General features: G+C 38.8%; 18 protein-coding genes. 17 read left to right on the top strand and 1 reads right to left on the bottom strand.

All coding sequences use genetic code 11. From position 1 onward, the window contains the following. Window positions 1-29: 29 nt before the first annotated feature. From JFU50_RS20000 to JFU50_RS20035, 8 genes are all read left to right on the top strand, one after another. On the top strand, window positions 30-581 hold the full coding sequence (locus tag JFU50_RS20000) for a ReoY family proteolytic degradation factor (protein ID WP_053346769.1): 552 nt from the start codon (window positions 30-32) through the stop codon (window positions 579-581). A 161-nt stretch (window positions 582-742) separates the two neighbouring features. After that, on the top strand, window positions 743-1204 hold the full coding sequence (locus JFU50_RS20005) for a YpiF family protein (protein WP_056525040.1): 462 nt from the start codon (window positions 743-745) through the stop codon (window positions 1202-1204). A 160-nt stretch (window positions 1205-1364) separates the two neighbouring features. Continuing rightward, entirely contained in the window at window positions 1365-1871 is a 507-nt protein-coding gene (locus tag JFU50_RS20010; RefSeq protein WP_053346767.1) for a QcrA and Rieske domain-containing protein, read from the top strand. A 3-nt stretch (window positions 1872-1874) separates the two neighbouring features. Then, window positions 1875-2549: a menaquinol-cytochrome c reductase cytochrome b subunit gene (gene qcrB / locus JFU50_RS20015; protein WP_053346766.1), complete on the top strand. Its 675-nt coding sequence runs from the start codon at window positions 1875-1877 to the stop codon at window positions 2547-2549. Between the two features lie 55 nt (window positions 2550-2604). Then, window positions 2605-3372: a menaquinol-cytochrome c reductase cytochrome b/c subunit gene (locus tag JFU50_RS20020; RefSeq protein ID WP_053346765.1), complete on the top strand. Its 768-nt coding sequence runs from the start codon at window positions 2605-2607 to the stop codon at window positions 3370-3372. A gap of 181 nt (window positions 3373-3553) precedes the next feature. After that, window positions 3554-4150 carry a DUF1405 domain-containing protein gene (locus JFU50_RS20025; RefSeq protein ID WP_201223783.1) on the top strand — a complete coding sequence of 199 codons (597 nt, stop codon included), beginning with the start codon at window positions 3554-3556 and terminating at the stop codon, window positions 4148-4150. Window positions 4151-4266: 116 nt separating this feature from the next. Continuing rightward, entirely contained in the window at window positions 4267-5052 is a 786-nt protein-coding gene (gene ypjB / locus JFU50_RS20030) for a sporulation protein YpjB (RefSeq protein WP_053346763.1), read from the top strand. Between the two features lie 83 nt (window positions 5053-5135). Further along, window positions 5136-5810, top strand: a complete 675-nt coding sequence (locus tag JFU50_RS20035; RefSeq protein WP_201223784.1) for a zinc metallopeptidase — start codon at window positions 5136-5138, stop codon at window positions 5808-5810. Between the two features lie 140 nt (window positions 5811-5950). Here the strand turns inward: JFU50_RS20035 and JFU50_RS20040 are convergent, their stop codons facing one another. Beyond that, window positions 5951-6823 (bottom strand): YitT family protein, encoded by an 873-nt coding sequence (locus JFU50_RS20040; RefSeq protein WP_201223785.1) that lies wholly within the window; start codon window positions 6821-6823, stop codon window positions 5951-5953. 168 nt (window positions 6824-6991) lie between these two features. Between JFU50_RS20040 and JFU50_RS20045 the strand changes: the two genes are divergently transcribed. The 9 genes from JFU50_RS20045 (at window position 6992) to panC (ending at window position 14633) form a co-directional block, all read left to right on the top strand. Then, entirely contained in the window at window positions 6992-7351 is a 360-nt protein-coding gene (locus tag JFU50_RS20045) for a nucleotide pyrophosphohydrolase (RefSeq protein WP_053346760.1), read from the top strand. After that, a complete protein-coding gene (gene dapB / locus JFU50_RS20050; RefSeq protein ID WP_057217451.1) occupies window positions 7344-8144 on the top strand; it encodes a 4-hydroxy-tetrahydrodipicolinate reductase in 801 nt (266 codons plus the stop codon). The genes JFU50_RS20045 and dapB overlap by 8 nt, the downstream gene beginning before the upstream one ends. A gap of 17 nt (window positions 8145-8161) precedes the next feature. After that, window positions 8162-8587 (top strand): methylglyoxal synthase, encoded by a 426-nt coding sequence (locus JFU50_RS20055; RefSeq protein ID WP_053346758.1) that lies wholly within the window; start codon window positions 8162-8164, stop codon window positions 8585-8587. Continuing rightward, a complete protein-coding gene (gene bshB1, locus JFU50_RS20060; RefSeq protein ID WP_201185628.1) occupies window positions 8571-9284 on the top strand; it encodes a bacillithiol biosynthesis deacetylase BshB1 in 714 nt (237 codons plus the stop codon). Before JFU50_RS20055 ends, bshB1 begins: the two co-directional genes overlap by 17 nt. Window positions 9285-9288: 4 nt before the next feature. Further along, entirely contained in the window at window positions 9289-10428 is a 1140-nt protein-coding gene (gene bshA / locus JFU50_RS20065; protein ID WP_201185626.1) for an N-acetyl-alpha-D-glucosaminyl L-malate synthase BshA, read from the top strand. A 13-nt stretch (window positions 10429-10441) separates the two neighbouring features. Beyond that, entirely contained in the window at window positions 10442-11635 is a 1194-nt protein-coding gene (locus JFU50_RS20070) for a CCA tRNA nucleotidyltransferase (RefSeq protein WP_201223786.1), read from the top strand. After that, complete coding sequence (locus JFU50_RS20075) at window positions 11620-12600, top strand: biotin--[acetyl-CoA-carboxylase] ligase (RefSeq protein WP_053346754.1); 981 nt, start codon at window positions 11620-11622, stop codon at window positions 12598-12600. Before JFU50_RS20070 ends, JFU50_RS20075 begins: the two co-directional genes overlap by 16 nt. Window positions 12601-12951: 351 nt before the next feature. Further along, complete coding sequence (gene panB / locus JFU50_RS20080; protein WP_201223788.1) at window positions 12952-13788, top strand: 3-methyl-2-oxobutanoate hydroxymethyltransferase; 837 nt, start codon at window positions 12952-12954, stop codon at window positions 13786-13788. Continuing rightward, window positions 13785-14633, top strand: a complete 849-nt coding sequence (panC, locus tag JFU50_RS20085; RefSeq protein ID WP_201185622.1) for a pantoate--beta-alanine ligase — start codon at window positions 13785-13787, stop codon at window positions 14631-14633. The genes panB and panC overlap by 4 nt, the downstream gene beginning before the upstream one ends. Window positions 14634-14638 lie beyond the last annotated feature (5 nt).

Here is a 14638-nt window from a genome sequence, read left to right on the forward strand (position 1 = left end):
AAATAATATCAAGACAGAGGAGGGAATTCATGGTGGCTGCCCCTGTTTCTGTGAATGAGAAAAAGGATTTTATTCGGTGGTTTTTAAATCATTATCAACTGAAAAGAAGAGAATGTGTTTGGATATTAAATTATTTAATGAGTCATGATCAATTAATGAAAAAGGTTCATTTTGTAGAAAATGCACAATATTGTCCACGCGGATTAATTATGTCGACACATTGTGTAGAAGAGGTTCCTTTTAGGTTCTATAAGTCCAATATTATGACGACCGATGCAGAGAAATCTTTTCATGATATCCGCTTAAACCGGGATGAAGATATTTATATTCAACTCAATTTTAAATCCGCTTATTCTTCATATCAGTACGCAGCAGTGCTTGAGAATAACCCTTTCATGCCGAAATCCACGGCTGCAAATGAAAAAGATCAGCTGCTGGCTGAGCAGTTTTTGGAAAAAAGTATGCTGTATTTCCAAAGGGATCGTCTACTTAAGGAAATTGATGAAGCGCTCGATAAACATGACGAACAGGCATTTAAGAACTTAACCGAACAACTAAATCAATTAAAAGTACTTGGATGAACTAAAACGACCTTTCCGTAATCAGGAAAGGTTTTTATTTTTTATAAAACGCTGATAAAATCCACATTTTTGTAAAGACTATAGGTATATGGTAAAGATGTAATAAAAAAATGGTAAAATGATAAGGAGTTGATTTAATAAATCGGGAGTGAAGAAAAAATATGAAGTGGACAGCAAAAGATCTGGATATGTATATCCAGTCAAAAGAGTATGTGGATACGGTTTTAATTCCTTTGGTTCCCATAACATTTGGAAGTCAAATTAAGCAAACTGGTTCAATGAATGAATTTCTTACCATTTTAAGCTCGGAAATTGAAAAGCAGATGAAAGGAAGAATTCTTTTAATGCCAACTTTTCATTATTTGAGTGATGAGGAGGATAAGATTGATTTATTAAAGCGTTGGACTAACAAAGTGAAAGAAAATAATTTTAAACATATTTTTTTTCTTACATCAGATATTGAATGGAAAAAGGAAGAGCGGGAATTAGAACATAATTTAGTATGGATTCCAGCCATCCCTCTTGAAACCCTAGAAAATAACCAAGCTAGGGAAATGATTAACCAGCAAGTTCTCCAGATCCTTGATATTTTCACTTATAATTGGAAAAATGAAAAAAAGTAGGATTTTTCGCATTATTTGACACATAGTTGCCACCTTTTGGGTTTTACAAATATTGACCTTGGTAAATTATTGAGATATCATGGAAATGTCCTAGTTTTATAGTGTTGCTATTTATTGGTCCTTTGGGCTCTCAGTATAGTAATAGAGGGGGGGAAAACGCATGAGCAAGCATAATGTTTCACGACGTCAATTCCTTAATTACACACTTACTGGCGTTGGTGGATTTATGGCGGCCGGTATGTTGATGCCTATGGTTAGGTTTGCAATTGATCCAGTATTATCAGCAGATAAAGGCGGGGATTACATTGCAACTAAACAAAAGGTAAGTGAACTGACTACCGAACCAACCCGTGTTGACTTTAGTTTTAAGCAGGTCGACGGGTGGTATGAGTCTGAAGAAACAAATACAGCTTGGGTTTATAAAATGGAAGACGGCAATATCGTTGCTTTATCTCCAATTTGTAAACATTTAGGCTGTACGGTAGCATGGAATACGGATAAGTCTAATCCGAATCAATTTTTCTGTCCTTGTCATTATGGCAGGTACACGAAAGATGGTGTGAACGTGAAAGGGACACCACCGGTTTCACCTTTGGATGTCTATGACACGAAAGAGAAAGATGGAATTCTTTATTTGGGTCAACTAAAACCGCATGGGGGGGCGTAAACATTGCTAACAAAGTTATATGACTGGGTGGACGAGCGTTTAGATATTACGCCATTATGGCGGGATATTGCTGACCATGAGGTTCCTGAACATGTTAACCCCGCGCATCATTTTTCTGCATTCGTATATTGTTTTGGTGGGTTAACTTTCTTTATCACGGTCATCCAAATATTGTCGGGTATGTTCTTGACGATGTACTATGTACCGGACATTAAAAACGCTTGGGAATCTGTTTATTATCTACAAAATGAAGTTGCCTTCGGTCAAATTGTCCGTGGTATGCATCACTGGGGAGCAAGTCTAGTTATTGTTATGATGTTTTTACATACTCTTCGTGTCTTCTTCCAGGGAGCTTACAAAAAACCGCGCGAATTGAACTGGATGGTCGGCGTATTAATTTTCTTTATTATGCTGGCATTAGGATTAACAGGTTATTTACTGCCATGGGATATGAAAGCGCTATTTGCAACAAAGGTTACTTTGACAATTGTCGATTCGGTACCGCTAATGGGACCAGCACTTAAGACATTGATAGCAGGAGATCCAACAATAGTTGGAGCACAGACATTAACACGATTCTTCGCAATTCATGTATTCTTCCTGCCTGCAGCACTATTTGCTTTACTAGCGGCTCATTTCTTGATGATCCGGAAACAAGGTATTTCAGGTCCACTATAAAAGAGTTATGAACTGAGAATCATAAAAACCTTTTCATAAAGGAGGGGATTGTTCAATGCATCGTGGGAAAGGTATGAAATTCGTAGGTGACTCGCGTATCTCCGCGAACCGTAAACCGAATATTCCGAAAGATTATTCAGAATATCCTGGGAAAACTGAAGCATTTTGGCCTAATTTCCTTTTAAAAGAATGGATGGTCGGAGCTGTATTCCTTGTTGGCTATTTGTGCCTAACAATTGCACATCCGTCTCCATTAGAAAGAATAGCAGATCCGACAGATACAGCGTATATTCCGCTACCTGACTGGTATTTCCTATTCCTTTACCAATTACTTAAGTATACTTATGCATCGGGTCCGTATAATGCAATCGGGGCTCTCGTTATACCTGGACTAGCATTCGGAGCATTGCTCTTGGCACCATTTTTAGACCGTGGTCCAGAGCGTAGTCCAGCAAAACGTCCATTTGCTGTAGGTTTTATGTTATTAGCAATGGCTGGTGTATTTTATCTGACATGGGAGTCTGCAGCCCATCACGACTGGGAAGCTTCTAAGAAGCAAGGTGCAATCGTAGAAGGTGCAGACATTGATAAAGACAGCGAAGGTTATAAACTTATGGATGCTAGTGGTTGTATTAGTTGCCACGGAGCTGAGTTAACAGGTGGTGCAGGTGCACCGAGCTTGATTGACACTGGTTTAAAGCCAGAAGAAATCTCTAAAATCGCTCGCAAAGGCCAAGGTGCTATGCCAGCTGGTATGTTCAAAGGTTCTGATGAAGAATTGGCAACATTAGCTGAATTTGTTTCGGGTTTAACAGCAAAATAAAGTATCTATCGACAGCATTTTCTTTCATATGCTGCCGAATGGAAAAGCTGACGACTACGGTTGTCGGCTTTTTTATTGGAAAATTGAAAAGAATCTGATAAGAAATTGAAATGAAAACTTGGATTTAAAGATCAGGAACTGTAAAATGGTTGTATTGAGAATAGTAAGAGAGGTAAAAAGAATGAATATTATCTACAGCTGGCTTGCAAATCGGCAAATGCTCTTTTTGCTATTAATGGTTAATATATTCGGAACTTTATTTGGATATTATTGGTATGGTAGTCAATTAGCAAACACACCGACTATTTTTTTAGCTTTTGTACCAGACAGCCCGACTGCTAGCCTATTTTTTGTATTTGTATTACTGGGGTTTCTTTTGAAAAGAAACTTTGGCCTTATGGAGGCATTGGCGATTATAACCCTATTCAAATATGGTTTATGGGCAGTTGTGATGAATATACTGACATTAATGACAACAGGTTCATTGCCTTGGGAAGGTTATATGTTAATGGCTTCTCATTTGGGTATGGCGATTCAAGGGATTTTATATTCACCATTTTATCGAATAAAACCTTGGCATTTGATTGTAGCAGGGATTTGGACCATACATAATGATATTATTGATTACGTTTTTGAAATGATGCCTATTTATCGTGATTTATTGGTCTATATGAATTCAATAGGCTATTTTACCTTTTGGCTAAGTATTCTTTCTATCTTTGTTGGATGGTACTTTGGTTTTAGAAAAAAGCGATTTACTCTTTCAATGATCTACTAATAGTTAGCCCCGCATTCATTTTTTGAGTGCGGGGTTAACTTTTTATGATGAACAAGGTCTACTCATGTTTTTTGTTTCATATCGTTTTAGTAGAGATATGAGGAGGGACGAGTAGCATGTTGAAAAAATTCATATTAACCATTGCTGTTTTATTTGTCGTCTTACATTTCCCTGTCTATGCAGAATCCTCTTCAAGTTTGGAGCAATTAGATAACATTTCCGATAGAGCGTTGGAAATGACAAAGTTGAAGCGATACGGAGATTCGGAAAAGATGCTTACGTTTTTTTCTGACCAGTTTATAAAAGAGACAGCGAAAGAACAAATTCTTGACATGGACGAACTTCGAATTATTACTGTAGCTCATAATGAAGCATTGATGACAATAAAGGATTTGAATAAGGGAGATTCTGAGAAGGTTAATTCAGTTACAAAATTTAGGCTTGTTGTGGATGCTGTGAAGTCAACGCATCAGCCTCTTTGGACCGAGATGGAGGATCAAATGATGAATTCCTTCAGGCAAACAAAGGATGCCGCGATCCATCAAGACACAATAACATTTAATAATCAATTGAACTTATTCCTTTCACAATACGAAATGATATATCCAAGCTTGAAAGTCGACCTTTCTAAAGAAAAGATTCAGCAACTGGATACTAGGATTCAATACATTAATCAATACCGTCCTGAAGTAATTAGAGATAGTGATAGCCAAAAAGAGCTGGATGCATTGCAAAATGAATTAACGTCTATTTTTAATGATATGGGAGAAGACGATGCAGATCCTTCCCTTTGGTGGGTTATCATAACTACTGGCAGTATTATAATAATGACTCTTTCTTACGTCGGCTGGAGAAAATATAATGGAGATCGAGAAAAACCTAGAAAAGAGCATAACGATTGAAGGTAAGTGAAGAGAACTCTATATTTGACATGGTAGCATTCATTCCATAGAATTGAGAGTAATAATAGTTTTAGGAGGATACCATGTATTTCATTTATTTGGCGATTATCATTTTAATCCCGATTTATGCACAAATGAAAGTGAAAAGTACGTATAAAAAATATTCAAAAGTATCTGCTTCTTCGGGTATGAATGGTGCTGAAACGGCGAGAGCCATTTTGGATCAAAATGGTTTATATAATGTCAGGGTCGAAGAAACACCTGGAATGCTCTCAGATCATTACGACCCAAGAGATAAAACGGTCCGTTTATCGACGGATAACTATCATGGGCATTCTGTTGCCGGTGTAGCAGTTGCAGCCCATGAAGTGGGACATGCGATTCAAGATAAAGAAGCTTATGCGTTCTTACGTTTTCGCCATGCGTTAGTACCGGTCGCTAACTTTGGTTCCAATATATCTTGGATTTTAATTTTAATCGGGGTGTTAGCCAGAATCCCAGGCTTATTAATAGCGGGTATCGTATTTATGGCGATCGCAGTATTATTTCAAGTAATCACGCTGCCGGTGGAGTTTAATGCTTCCTCTCGGGCAATGGATCAACTCGTTTCTGTAGGAGTTATCCGTAATGATGAAGAACGAGAAACGAAAAAAGTATTAAGTGCAGCTGCGATGACGTATGTTGCTGCCGCTCTTGTAGCCGTGCTTGAACTAGTTCGACTTCTGCTTATGTATACAGGTATGAGAGAAGAAGATTAAATAAAAAGAACTCCATCACATGATGGAGTTCTTTTTATTCGTTTACGATATATTCCGGGTTTAGTTAATACTACTTATAAAACTTCACTATTTGGGGAATCATGTAAAATGATGTATTTGTAATGGTTTCACAGTTGATACTACCGTTCGATTGGATTCTTATTCTCATCTAGGGTAAAGCCTTCACCTAATACGTCATGCACTTCACTTACAGATACAAAAGCATGAGGGTCCACTGAAGTGATGGCATTTTTCAAGCGAACGAGCTCATTTTTACCGACAACACAATATAGAACTTCTCGATCAGTTCTTGTATATGATCCATACCCCCTTAAGACTGTTACTCCTCGCTCCATATCTTTCATGATTTTATCAGCAATTTCCTCATTTTTCTCGCTGATAATCATTGCTCCTCTAGCCGCATAGGCTCCTTCCTGCATAAAGTCGATAACCCGCGCACCGATGAATACCGCCACTAGGGTATACATCGCTTCCCTGTAATCCAAGTAGGTGAGAATGGATAGGCCAATAACAATGGCATCAAAAATAAACATGGTCCGGCCCATGCCCATTCCTAAATATCGATGGGCAAATCGGGCAATAATATCAACGCCGCCAGTTGTCCCGCCATAACGGAAGATGATACCTAGCCCAACACCAACAAAGACCCCGGCAAACAATGCCACCAGCATCAAATCATTCCCGAGATTTATTTCGATTTGATATCTTTCGAATACCCATAGCCAAACGGATAAACCAACGGTTCCAATGATTGTATAAAAAAAAGAAGTCCGCCCTAAATATTTCCACCCTATTAAGAATAATGGGATATTTAAAACCAAATTAGAATAAGAAGGATTTATCCCAATAAGTTGATATATAATCAAGGTGAGACCAGTGAAACCGCCTTCTGCCAAGTTATTTTGCATGTTAAAATGTACGAGGCCAAATGCGAAGATTCCAGCTCCAAAAAGGATAAATATAGTGTTTTTCAATTTTAAGCCGAAAAGCATGTCTTTTACCTCCAAAACGTTTGAATGCGGTTAATTTACTTATTATAACTAATTAACCAACTATGGGCAATTTTTGTTACCGAACGTATCTGTTGTCATATGATTCACTTTTAGCTAACATAAAGAAGGTATAATGTTTATTAACGAAAATCAAGAATGGGTGACTAAATGGAAAAGCAAAAGACGATCCAACAAATGCAAGCAGAAGTCGACCAATACATAGGACAATTCAAAGAAGGATATTTCAGCCCTTTGGCTATGCTAGCACGCTTGTCAGAGGAGCTTGGTGAACTGGCTAGAGAAGTCAATCATTACCATGGTGAAAAACCTAAGAAATCAACTGAAAATGAGAATACGGTTGAAGAGGAATTGGGTGACATGCTATTTGTGCTAATTTGTTTTGCTAATTCACTTGGTATTGACCTTCAAAGCTCGCACGATACGGTCATGCATAAGTTTGCAACACGTGATAAAGACAGATGGACAAAAAAAGAAGAGAATGTAGAGGGGGAAGTAAAGGATGAGTAAAGTAAGGGTGATTGTAGCTGGACCTCGTGGCAGAATGGGTAATGAAGCGGTGAAGTTAGTACATAGAACAGAAGGGTTTGAATTAGCAGCTGTTATAGACCGTAAATATAACGGGGAAAGCCTCTCAAATATTGATGGTTTTCAAGGAATTGAAGCACCTGTTTTTTCCGATATTAACGAATGCTTCTCGGCTGTAAATGCAGACGTATTGATTGATTTAACTACACCTGAAGTAGGAATGTATCATACAGAAACAGCACTGAATCATGGTATCCGTCCTGTTGTAGGAACAACAGGATTTACAAAAGAAGATTTAGCAAAGCTGGATTCGTTAACTAGGGAAAAAGGTATTGGATGTATTATCGCTCCAAACTTTGCAATTGGGGCTATTTTGATGATGAAGTTCTCACAAATGGCTGCAAAGTACTTCCCGAATGTAGAAATCATTGAAATGCATCATGATCAAAAATTGGATGCCCCTTCAGGTACAGCTGCTAAAACGGCAGATATGATAGCTGCAGTACGTGAGACAAAACAACAGGGTCATCCGAATGAGAAAGAAACCATTCAAGGTGCTCGAGGAGCAAATATAGATGGCATGCATATCCATAGTGTTCGTCTACCGGGGCTTGTTGCTCATCAACAGGTACTTTTCGGGAGTGATGGAGAGCTATTGACGGTTCGCCATGATTCATTCAATCGCGCGTCCTTTATGACAGGAGTTAAACTTGCTGTTGATTCAGTCATGAAATTGGATGTACTTGTATATGGACTAGAAAATATTATCGAGTAGGTATTAGGAGGAATACGATGAAAATTGCCTTAATTGCCCATGATAAGAAAAAAGAAGATATCATTCAATTTGTAACAGCCTATAAAGCTGTATTTCAACAACATGAATTATTCGCTACTGGTACAACGGGGAAACGAATTATGGAAGAAGTATCATTGCCTGTCCATCGTTTCCATTCGGGACCTCTAGGCGGAGACCAGGAAATCGGGGCAATGATTGCCCGTGGTGAAATGGATATGGTCCTGTTTTTCCGAGATCCATTAACATCGCAGCCACATGAACCGGATGTATCAGCACTAATAAGGCTCTCCGATGTATATGAAATTCCATTGGCCACAAATATGGGAACGGCAGAAGTACTTATTCAGGGTTTGAAACATGGATATATGGACTGGCTTAAACTACGAAAAAAACAAGGTGAGATAAATGACAAACAAAAGTAATATAGATATCCTCGCTTTCGGGGCACATGCGGATGATGTTGAAATTGGTATGGGTGGTACGATTGCTAAATATGCGCAACAGGGTAAGGACATCGTCATTTGTGACTTGACAAAAGCGGAAATGTCGTCCAACGGTACCGTTCTATTACGGCAAAAGGAAGCAGCTAAGGCAGCGGAAATCCTAGGGGTGGAGAGAATATCCCTAGATTTACCCGACCGTGGTTTATATATGAAAGAAGAATACATAAATCAAATTATAACGGTTATTCGCAAATATAAACCTACACTTGTATTTGCCCCTTTTTGGGAAGACCGTCATCCTGACCATGGGAATTGTGCAAAATTAGTTGAAGAAGCAGTTTTTTCAGCAGGGGTTAGAAAGTATTTGGATGAAGATGGTCTTGAAGCTCATCGTGTCCAAAATATGTACTATTTTATGATAAATGGTTTTCACAAACCTGACTTTGTCGTTGACATTACCTCTTCTATATCGGAAAAATTGGACAGTCTTAGAGCATATGGAAGTCAATTCGAAAAAAGTAATACAACGGTGGAGACACCGCTTGTGAACGGATATATCGAGACAGTAGAAGCAAGGGAAAAGATGTTCGGCAAAGAAGTGGGTGTCGCTTATGCGGAAGGATTTATGTCAAAAAAACCGTTGCTGATCGAAGCCGATTTGTTAGGGGAAAAATAATCTTATGAAATTAAAAATTGGAATTACCTGCTACCCTACAGTAGGAGGTTCGGGTGTCGTTGCAACTGAATTGGGCAAAATGCTTGCTGAAAAAGGACATGAAATTCATTTCATTTCTTCAAGCCTCCCTTTCCGCCTAAATAAGATGTACCATAATATTTATTATCACCAAGTGGAAGTCAACTCTTACTCTGTTTTTCAATATCCACCTTATGACCTTGCGCTTGCGAGTAAGATAGCGGAAGTAGTGAAGAGGGAAAAACTTGATATTCTCCATGTTCATTATGCCATTCCACATGCGGTTTGTGCGATTCTTGCAAAGCAGATGTCAGGAAATAAAGTTAAAATCGTCACGACTCTTCATGGTACAGACATTACTGTGCTAGGCCATGACCCTTCACTATCCAATTTAATAAAATTTGGGATTGAACAATCAGATGTTGTTACAGGTGTATCTAATTCGCTCGTGCAACAAACACATGAGTTAATCTCTCCGGAAAAGGAAATCAAAACCGTTTATAATTTTATTGATGAAAGGGATTATCATAAAACCAATTCAGAATATTTACGGGACGAATACGGTATCCAAGATGAAGAAAAAGTCATCATTCATGTATCAAATTTTCGTTCAGTCAAGCGGGTTAAAGATGTTATCCAAGCGTTCTTTTTAGCTCAAAAGAAAATACCTGCTAAGCTTCTTCTCGTAGGAGACGGCCCGGAAGTAACAACGGTATTAAAGTTGGCTAAAGATCTTGAAATCGAAGAAAAGGTCTTGTTCCTGGGGAAGCAGGACAACCTTGCCGAATTATATTCAATTAGTGATTTAATTTTACTGCTATCCGAAAAAGAAAGTTTTGGACTTGTACTTCTTGAGGCAATGGCATGTGGTGTTCCATGTATAGGAACGAATGTAGGAGGGATTCCAGAGGTTATTGTTGACGGAAAGACCGGCTATATTTGTGAATTGGGCGACGTCGAAATGGTAGCTGAAAAGGCTGTCGGACTTTTAAGCAACCCTATTTTACATAAACGTTTTTCTGAGGCTGCTCTAGAAAGGGCCAATACTGAATTTCACTCAGATACCATTATGTCAGAGTATGAAGCAATCTATGTTCAAGCGCTCGAAACTAATTCTATTGAATAAGGAGGGGATGCTGATGGATCAGTTATTCTTAAAATCAGTACCCATTCTTGAATTGATTGAAAAAGCAGGATTCGAAGCCTATTTTGTGGGTGGTTCTGTAAGAGATTATATACTCGGCAGGCCCATCAATGATGTGGATATCGCTAGTTCTGCTACACCTCTGGAAATTAAAGGGATCTTTCCTAAAACAGCAGATATCGGAATCGAACATGGAACGGTGCTTGTAATTGCGGAGTCTGGTACGTACGAAATTACGACATTTAGAACGGAAAGCGGGTATACGGACTTTCGCAGACCTGATTCCGTGCAATTTGTCCGTTCTTTGACCGAAGACTTACAGAGAAGAGACTTTACGATGAATGCGATTGCTATGGATAAGTCTGGGAATATGATTGATCCATTTAACGGAAAGCGTGATTTGTTACAAAAAAGAATTATCACGGTTGGCAATCCTCATGAAAGATTTCATGAGGATGCTTTGAGAATGATGCGTGCATTAAGGTTTGTCAGCCAGCTTGATTTCGAACTGGATCAGCAAACTTTTGATTCACTTCAAGAGAATGGACCAATCATTAGCGAAATTGCAATCGAAAGAATTCTCATTGAATTTGAAAAACTTTTAGCTGGAGCCTACAAGACAAGGGCTCTTTCGCTCTTACTAGAGAGCGGGTTATACCAATACTTGCCCCAATTTTCTAATCAAAAAGAAAATTTGGAGCAGTTATTAAATCTGCCGCTTCATCACTTAAAAGCGGCAGAATTATGGTCTGTTATCATGATTTATACGAATGCCAAGGATATTGAAGTGGCGTTAAGAGAGTGGAAACTGCCGCTAAAAACAATTAGAAGTGTCCAACGTATTATTCAGTTAGCAAAGAAAGAACCACCGTTTGAAAATTCTGCTCTCGAAATATTTCAGGCAGGTCAGATTGAAGCCGTCCAAGCTGCTAAAGTCCGAGCTGTCTTAACAGGACGAAATGTTAAGGATGCAGAGAAGGTTATTCATCAACGATTTAATGAATTAATAATTAAACAAATGTCTGATCTTGCGGTAACGGGTACGGACTTACTGAAATGGCGTCAAGAAAGACCGGGTCCATGGGTGAAAGAAAACTTGGAATTGATTTTGAAAGCTGTTTTGAATGCAGAATTAAGAAATGAAAAAGATGAAATTAAGAGGTGGCTGGAGAAATGCAATCTGATTTAAGAACAAAGCTGATGGAAGCCCTTTCAAAGGCGAATGGTGCATTTATATCCGGTCAAGAAATTGCTGAATATATAGGCTGTTCGCGCACGGCTGTCTGGAAGCATATAGAAGACCTGCGCAGTGAAGGTTATAATGTTGAAGCTGTCCGCAAAAAAGGCTACCGGATTATTTCAACACCGGAAAAAGTGTCAGAAAGTGAAATACAGCTTGGCTTGGAAACAAAAAAACTCGGGAAAATGATTCACTATCAGGAATCTGTAGAATCAACTCAAAAAATTGCCCATCAACTTGCAAATGAAGGAGTTCAGGAGGGGACTCTTGTTGTTGCCGAGGAACAAGTATCTGGAAAAGGAAGACTCATGAGATCTTGGCATTCTCCAAAATTCAGTGGCATCTGGATGAGTCTAATCTTAAGGCCAAAGATTCCACTTCATGAGGCTCCTCAGTTGACTTTACTGGCCGCGGTTGCCGTGGTTCAGGCAATAGAGGATATAACGGATTTACAACCTCAAATCAAATGGCCGAACGATATTTTGATAAATCGAAAGAAAGTAACTGGCATTCTGACAGAAATGCAGGCAGAATCGGACAGAATTCATTCTGTCATTATCGGAATTGGTATGAATATCAATCAACAAATTGAAGATTTCCCAGAAGATCTGCAGGAGAAAGCGTCTTCTCTTTTCATAGAAAGCGGAGAAACGGTTTCAAGGTCAAAGGTTATACAACGTGTGTTGGTTCGTTTAGAAAATTTGTATGATCTATATTTACAAGAAGGCTTTATGCCAATAAAGGGTCTATGGGAGAGTTATGCCATCAGCCTGGGACAGGTTATTAAAGCGAGTACGGTTAATGATACAATTGTCGGAAAAGCATTGGGAATAACAGATGCTGGTGTTCTGCTCCTTGAAGACAAAAAGGGAACCGTACATTCGATTTATTCAGCAGACATTGAAATTCAGTAGATTTTTGTCAAATCTGTGAAAAATAAATAGAATTTTTGATTTTGGCTTGATATAATGCAAGTGGGCAGTATCTCATGTGAACTGCACCCCCATAAATACCAAATTATTTGAAAATCTGCCTTGATCCAGCGTACTGGACTAGGACGGAGGGATGAAACTTCTGATGTTATCAAAGAGATTGACTAAAAGGACAAGTGCTGTTTTGTTGACAAAGATGAGGCGTTTTTTGCCACTTATTGTAACGTAACAGATACTCTATTTAGTCAGTCTTTTTTTTGCGTATGAATGTATAGACACCAGTTTTTAAAACGCTGATGTTTTCATCTCCTCCATCAAAAAGGAGGAAACGTAATGAAATTATCCGGAGATTTTTTGAAAATGAAACAAAATCACGAGAAAATTGTCATGCTTACGGCATATGATTATCCGTCAGCAAAGTTAGCCGAACAATCAGGTGTCGACATGATTTTAGTTGGCGATTCTTTAGGAATGGTTGTATTAGGTTATGACTCTACCATCCCTGTTACGGTTAATGACATGATTCATCATACAAAAGCAGTAAAACGTGGGGCCCCCGATACGTTTGTCGTGACAGACATGCCCTTCATGAGCTATCACCTTTCTTTAGATGAAACACTTAAAAATGCGGCCCGCATCATGCAGGAAGGCCATGCGGATGCTGTGAAGGTTGAAGGGGCAGATGACGTTGTCGAAAAAATCTCCGCATTAACAAAGGCTGGTATTCCCGTAATAGCTCATCTTGGCCTGACTCCGCAATCAGTCGGTGTGCTTGGTGGGTATAAAGTACAGGGAAAAGATGCCGAAGCAGCTGCACAGCTCGTTGAAGATGCGAAAAAATGTGAAGCGGCAGGAGCCATAGCGATAGTATTTGAATGTGTACCATATCAAGTAGGAGAACTCGTCACACAAAACCTAGCAATTCCAACCATTGGAATTGGGGCAGGTGCTGAAACAGATGGTCAAGTCCTTGTTTATCACGATGTCATCAGTTATGGTGTTGATCGTGTTGCAAAATTTGTTAAAGTGTACGGAAATGCGAACGAACTAATAAGCAATTCGATTACAAGTTATGTGAATGACGTGAAAACTAAAGATTTTCCAACGAAAGAGCATACATTTACGATGAAGGAAGAGCAGCTTTCAGCTCTTTATGGGGGAAAAAAATGAAAACTTTTACTTCTGCAGCTGAATTACAACAAATAATCATTAAGGAAAAAAGCAATCAAAAAAGTGTCGGCTATGTAGCGACAATGGGCTTCTTACATGAGGGACATGCCACCCTTTTAGAAAACGCTCGTAAAGAAAATGATATCGTTGTTTTAAGTATTTTTGTCAATCCGTTGCAGTTCGGACCAAATGAGGACTTTGAAACATACCCTCGTGATTTGGAACGTGATGAAAATGTCGCAGCCAATGCAGGCGTAGATTATCTTTTCTACCCAACTGTCAATGAAATGTACGGTGAAGAACCATCAGTCAAGGTTGTCGTCCAAAGCAGGACGGAATGTTTATGTGGTAGACAAAGACCAGGCCATTTCGATGGTGTAGCGACGGTCCTAACGAAATTCTTTAATATCATTCTTCCAGATAGAGCTTACTTCGGTAAGAAGGATGCACAGCAAGTCGCAGTAATAGATGGTTTGATTCAAGACTTTAATTTTCCAATTAAACTCGTAGCTGTCGATACCGTTCGTGAAGAAGATGGATTAGCAAAGAGCTCTCGAAATGTATATCTGCTAGATGATGAACGCATAGAAGCAAAAGAATTATACCAAAGTTTATTAAAGGCGATAGAAGCGATTAATACAGGGGAAAGAAATCCTAATACAATTACGGCGCTAGTAAGGGAACATGTAGAAGCCCATACAAATGGGAAAATAGATTATATTGAGGTTTATCAATATCCAGAGCTCAAGCCGATTGAAACATTATCAGGAAATATCATTATTGCAATGGCCGTGAAGTTTAAGCATGCAAGGCTAATTGATAATATTACATTGACAGTAGAATAAACCTA

This window comes from Peribacillus sp. TH14 (assembly GCF_016651145.1).
Taxonomy (GTDB): domain Bacteria; phylum Bacillota; class Bacilli; order Bacillales; family DSM-1321; genus Peribacillus; species Peribacillus butanolivorans.

Excerpts from the sequence above, each read along its gene's own strand:
- JFU50_RS20000 (WP_053346769.1), top strand. The coding sequence starts at position 30 with ATGGTGGCTGCCCCTGTTTCTGTGAATGAGAAAAAGGATTTTATTCGG.
- JFU50_RS20005 (WP_056525040.1), top strand. The coding sequence starts at position 743 with ATGAAGTGGACAGCAAAAGATCTGGATATGTATATCCAGTCAAAAGAG.
- JFU50_RS20010 (WP_053346767.1), top strand. The coding sequence starts at position 1,365 with ATGAGCAAGCATAATGTTTCACGACGTCAATTCCTTAATTACACACTT.
- JFU50_RS20020 (WP_053346765.1), top strand. The coding sequence starts at position 2,605 with ATGCATCGTGGGAAAGGTATGAAATTCGTAGGTGACTCGCGTATCTCC.
- JFU50_RS20025 (WP_201223783.1), top strand. The coding sequence starts at position 3,554 with ATGAATATTATCTACAGCTGGCTTGCAAATCGGCAAATGCTCTTTTTG.
- ypjB (WP_053346763.1), top strand. The coding sequence starts at position 4,267 with ATGTTGAAAAAATTCATATTAACCATTGCTGTTTTATTTGTCGTCTTA.
- JFU50_RS20035 (WP_201223784.1), top strand. The coding sequence starts at position 5,136 with ATGTATTTCATTTATTTGGCGATTATCATTTTAATCCCGATTTATGCA.
- JFU50_RS20040 (WP_201223785.1), bottom strand. The coding sequence starts at position 6,823 with ATGCTTTTCGGCTTAAAATTGAAAAACACTATATTTATCCTTTTTGGA.
- JFU50_RS20045 (WP_053346760.1), top strand. The coding sequence starts at position 6,992 with ATGGAAAAGCAAAAGACGATCCAACAAATGCAAGCAGAAGTCGACCAA.
- dapB (WP_057217451.1), top strand. The coding sequence starts at position 7,344 with ATGAGTAAAGTAAGGGTGATTGTAGCTGGACCTCGTGGCAGAATGGGT.
- JFU50_RS20055 (WP_053346758.1), top strand. The coding sequence starts at position 8,162 with ATGAAAATTGCCTTAATTGCCCATGATAAGAAAAAAGAAGATATCATT.
- bshB1 (WP_201185628.1), top strand. The coding sequence starts at position 8,571 with ATGACAAACAAAAGTAATATAGATATCCTCGCTTTCGGGGCACATGCG.
- bshA (WP_201185626.1), top strand. The coding sequence starts at position 9,289 with ATGAAATTAAAAATTGGAATTACCTGCTACCCTACAGTAGGAGGTTCG.
- JFU50_RS20070 (WP_201223786.1), top strand. The coding sequence starts at position 10,442 with ATGGATCAGTTATTCTTAAAATCAGTACCCATTCTTGAATTGATTGAA.
- JFU50_RS20075 (WP_053346754.1), top strand. The coding sequence starts at position 11,620 with ATGCAATCTGATTTAAGAACAAAGCTGATGGAAGCCCTTTCAAAGGCG.
- panB (WP_201223788.1), top strand. The coding sequence starts at position 12,952 with ATGAAATTATCCGGAGATTTTTTGAAAATGAAACAAAATCACGAGAAA.
- panC (WP_201185622.1), top strand. The coding sequence starts at position 13,785 with ATGAAAACTTTTACTTCTGCAGCTGAATTACAACAAATAATCATTAAG.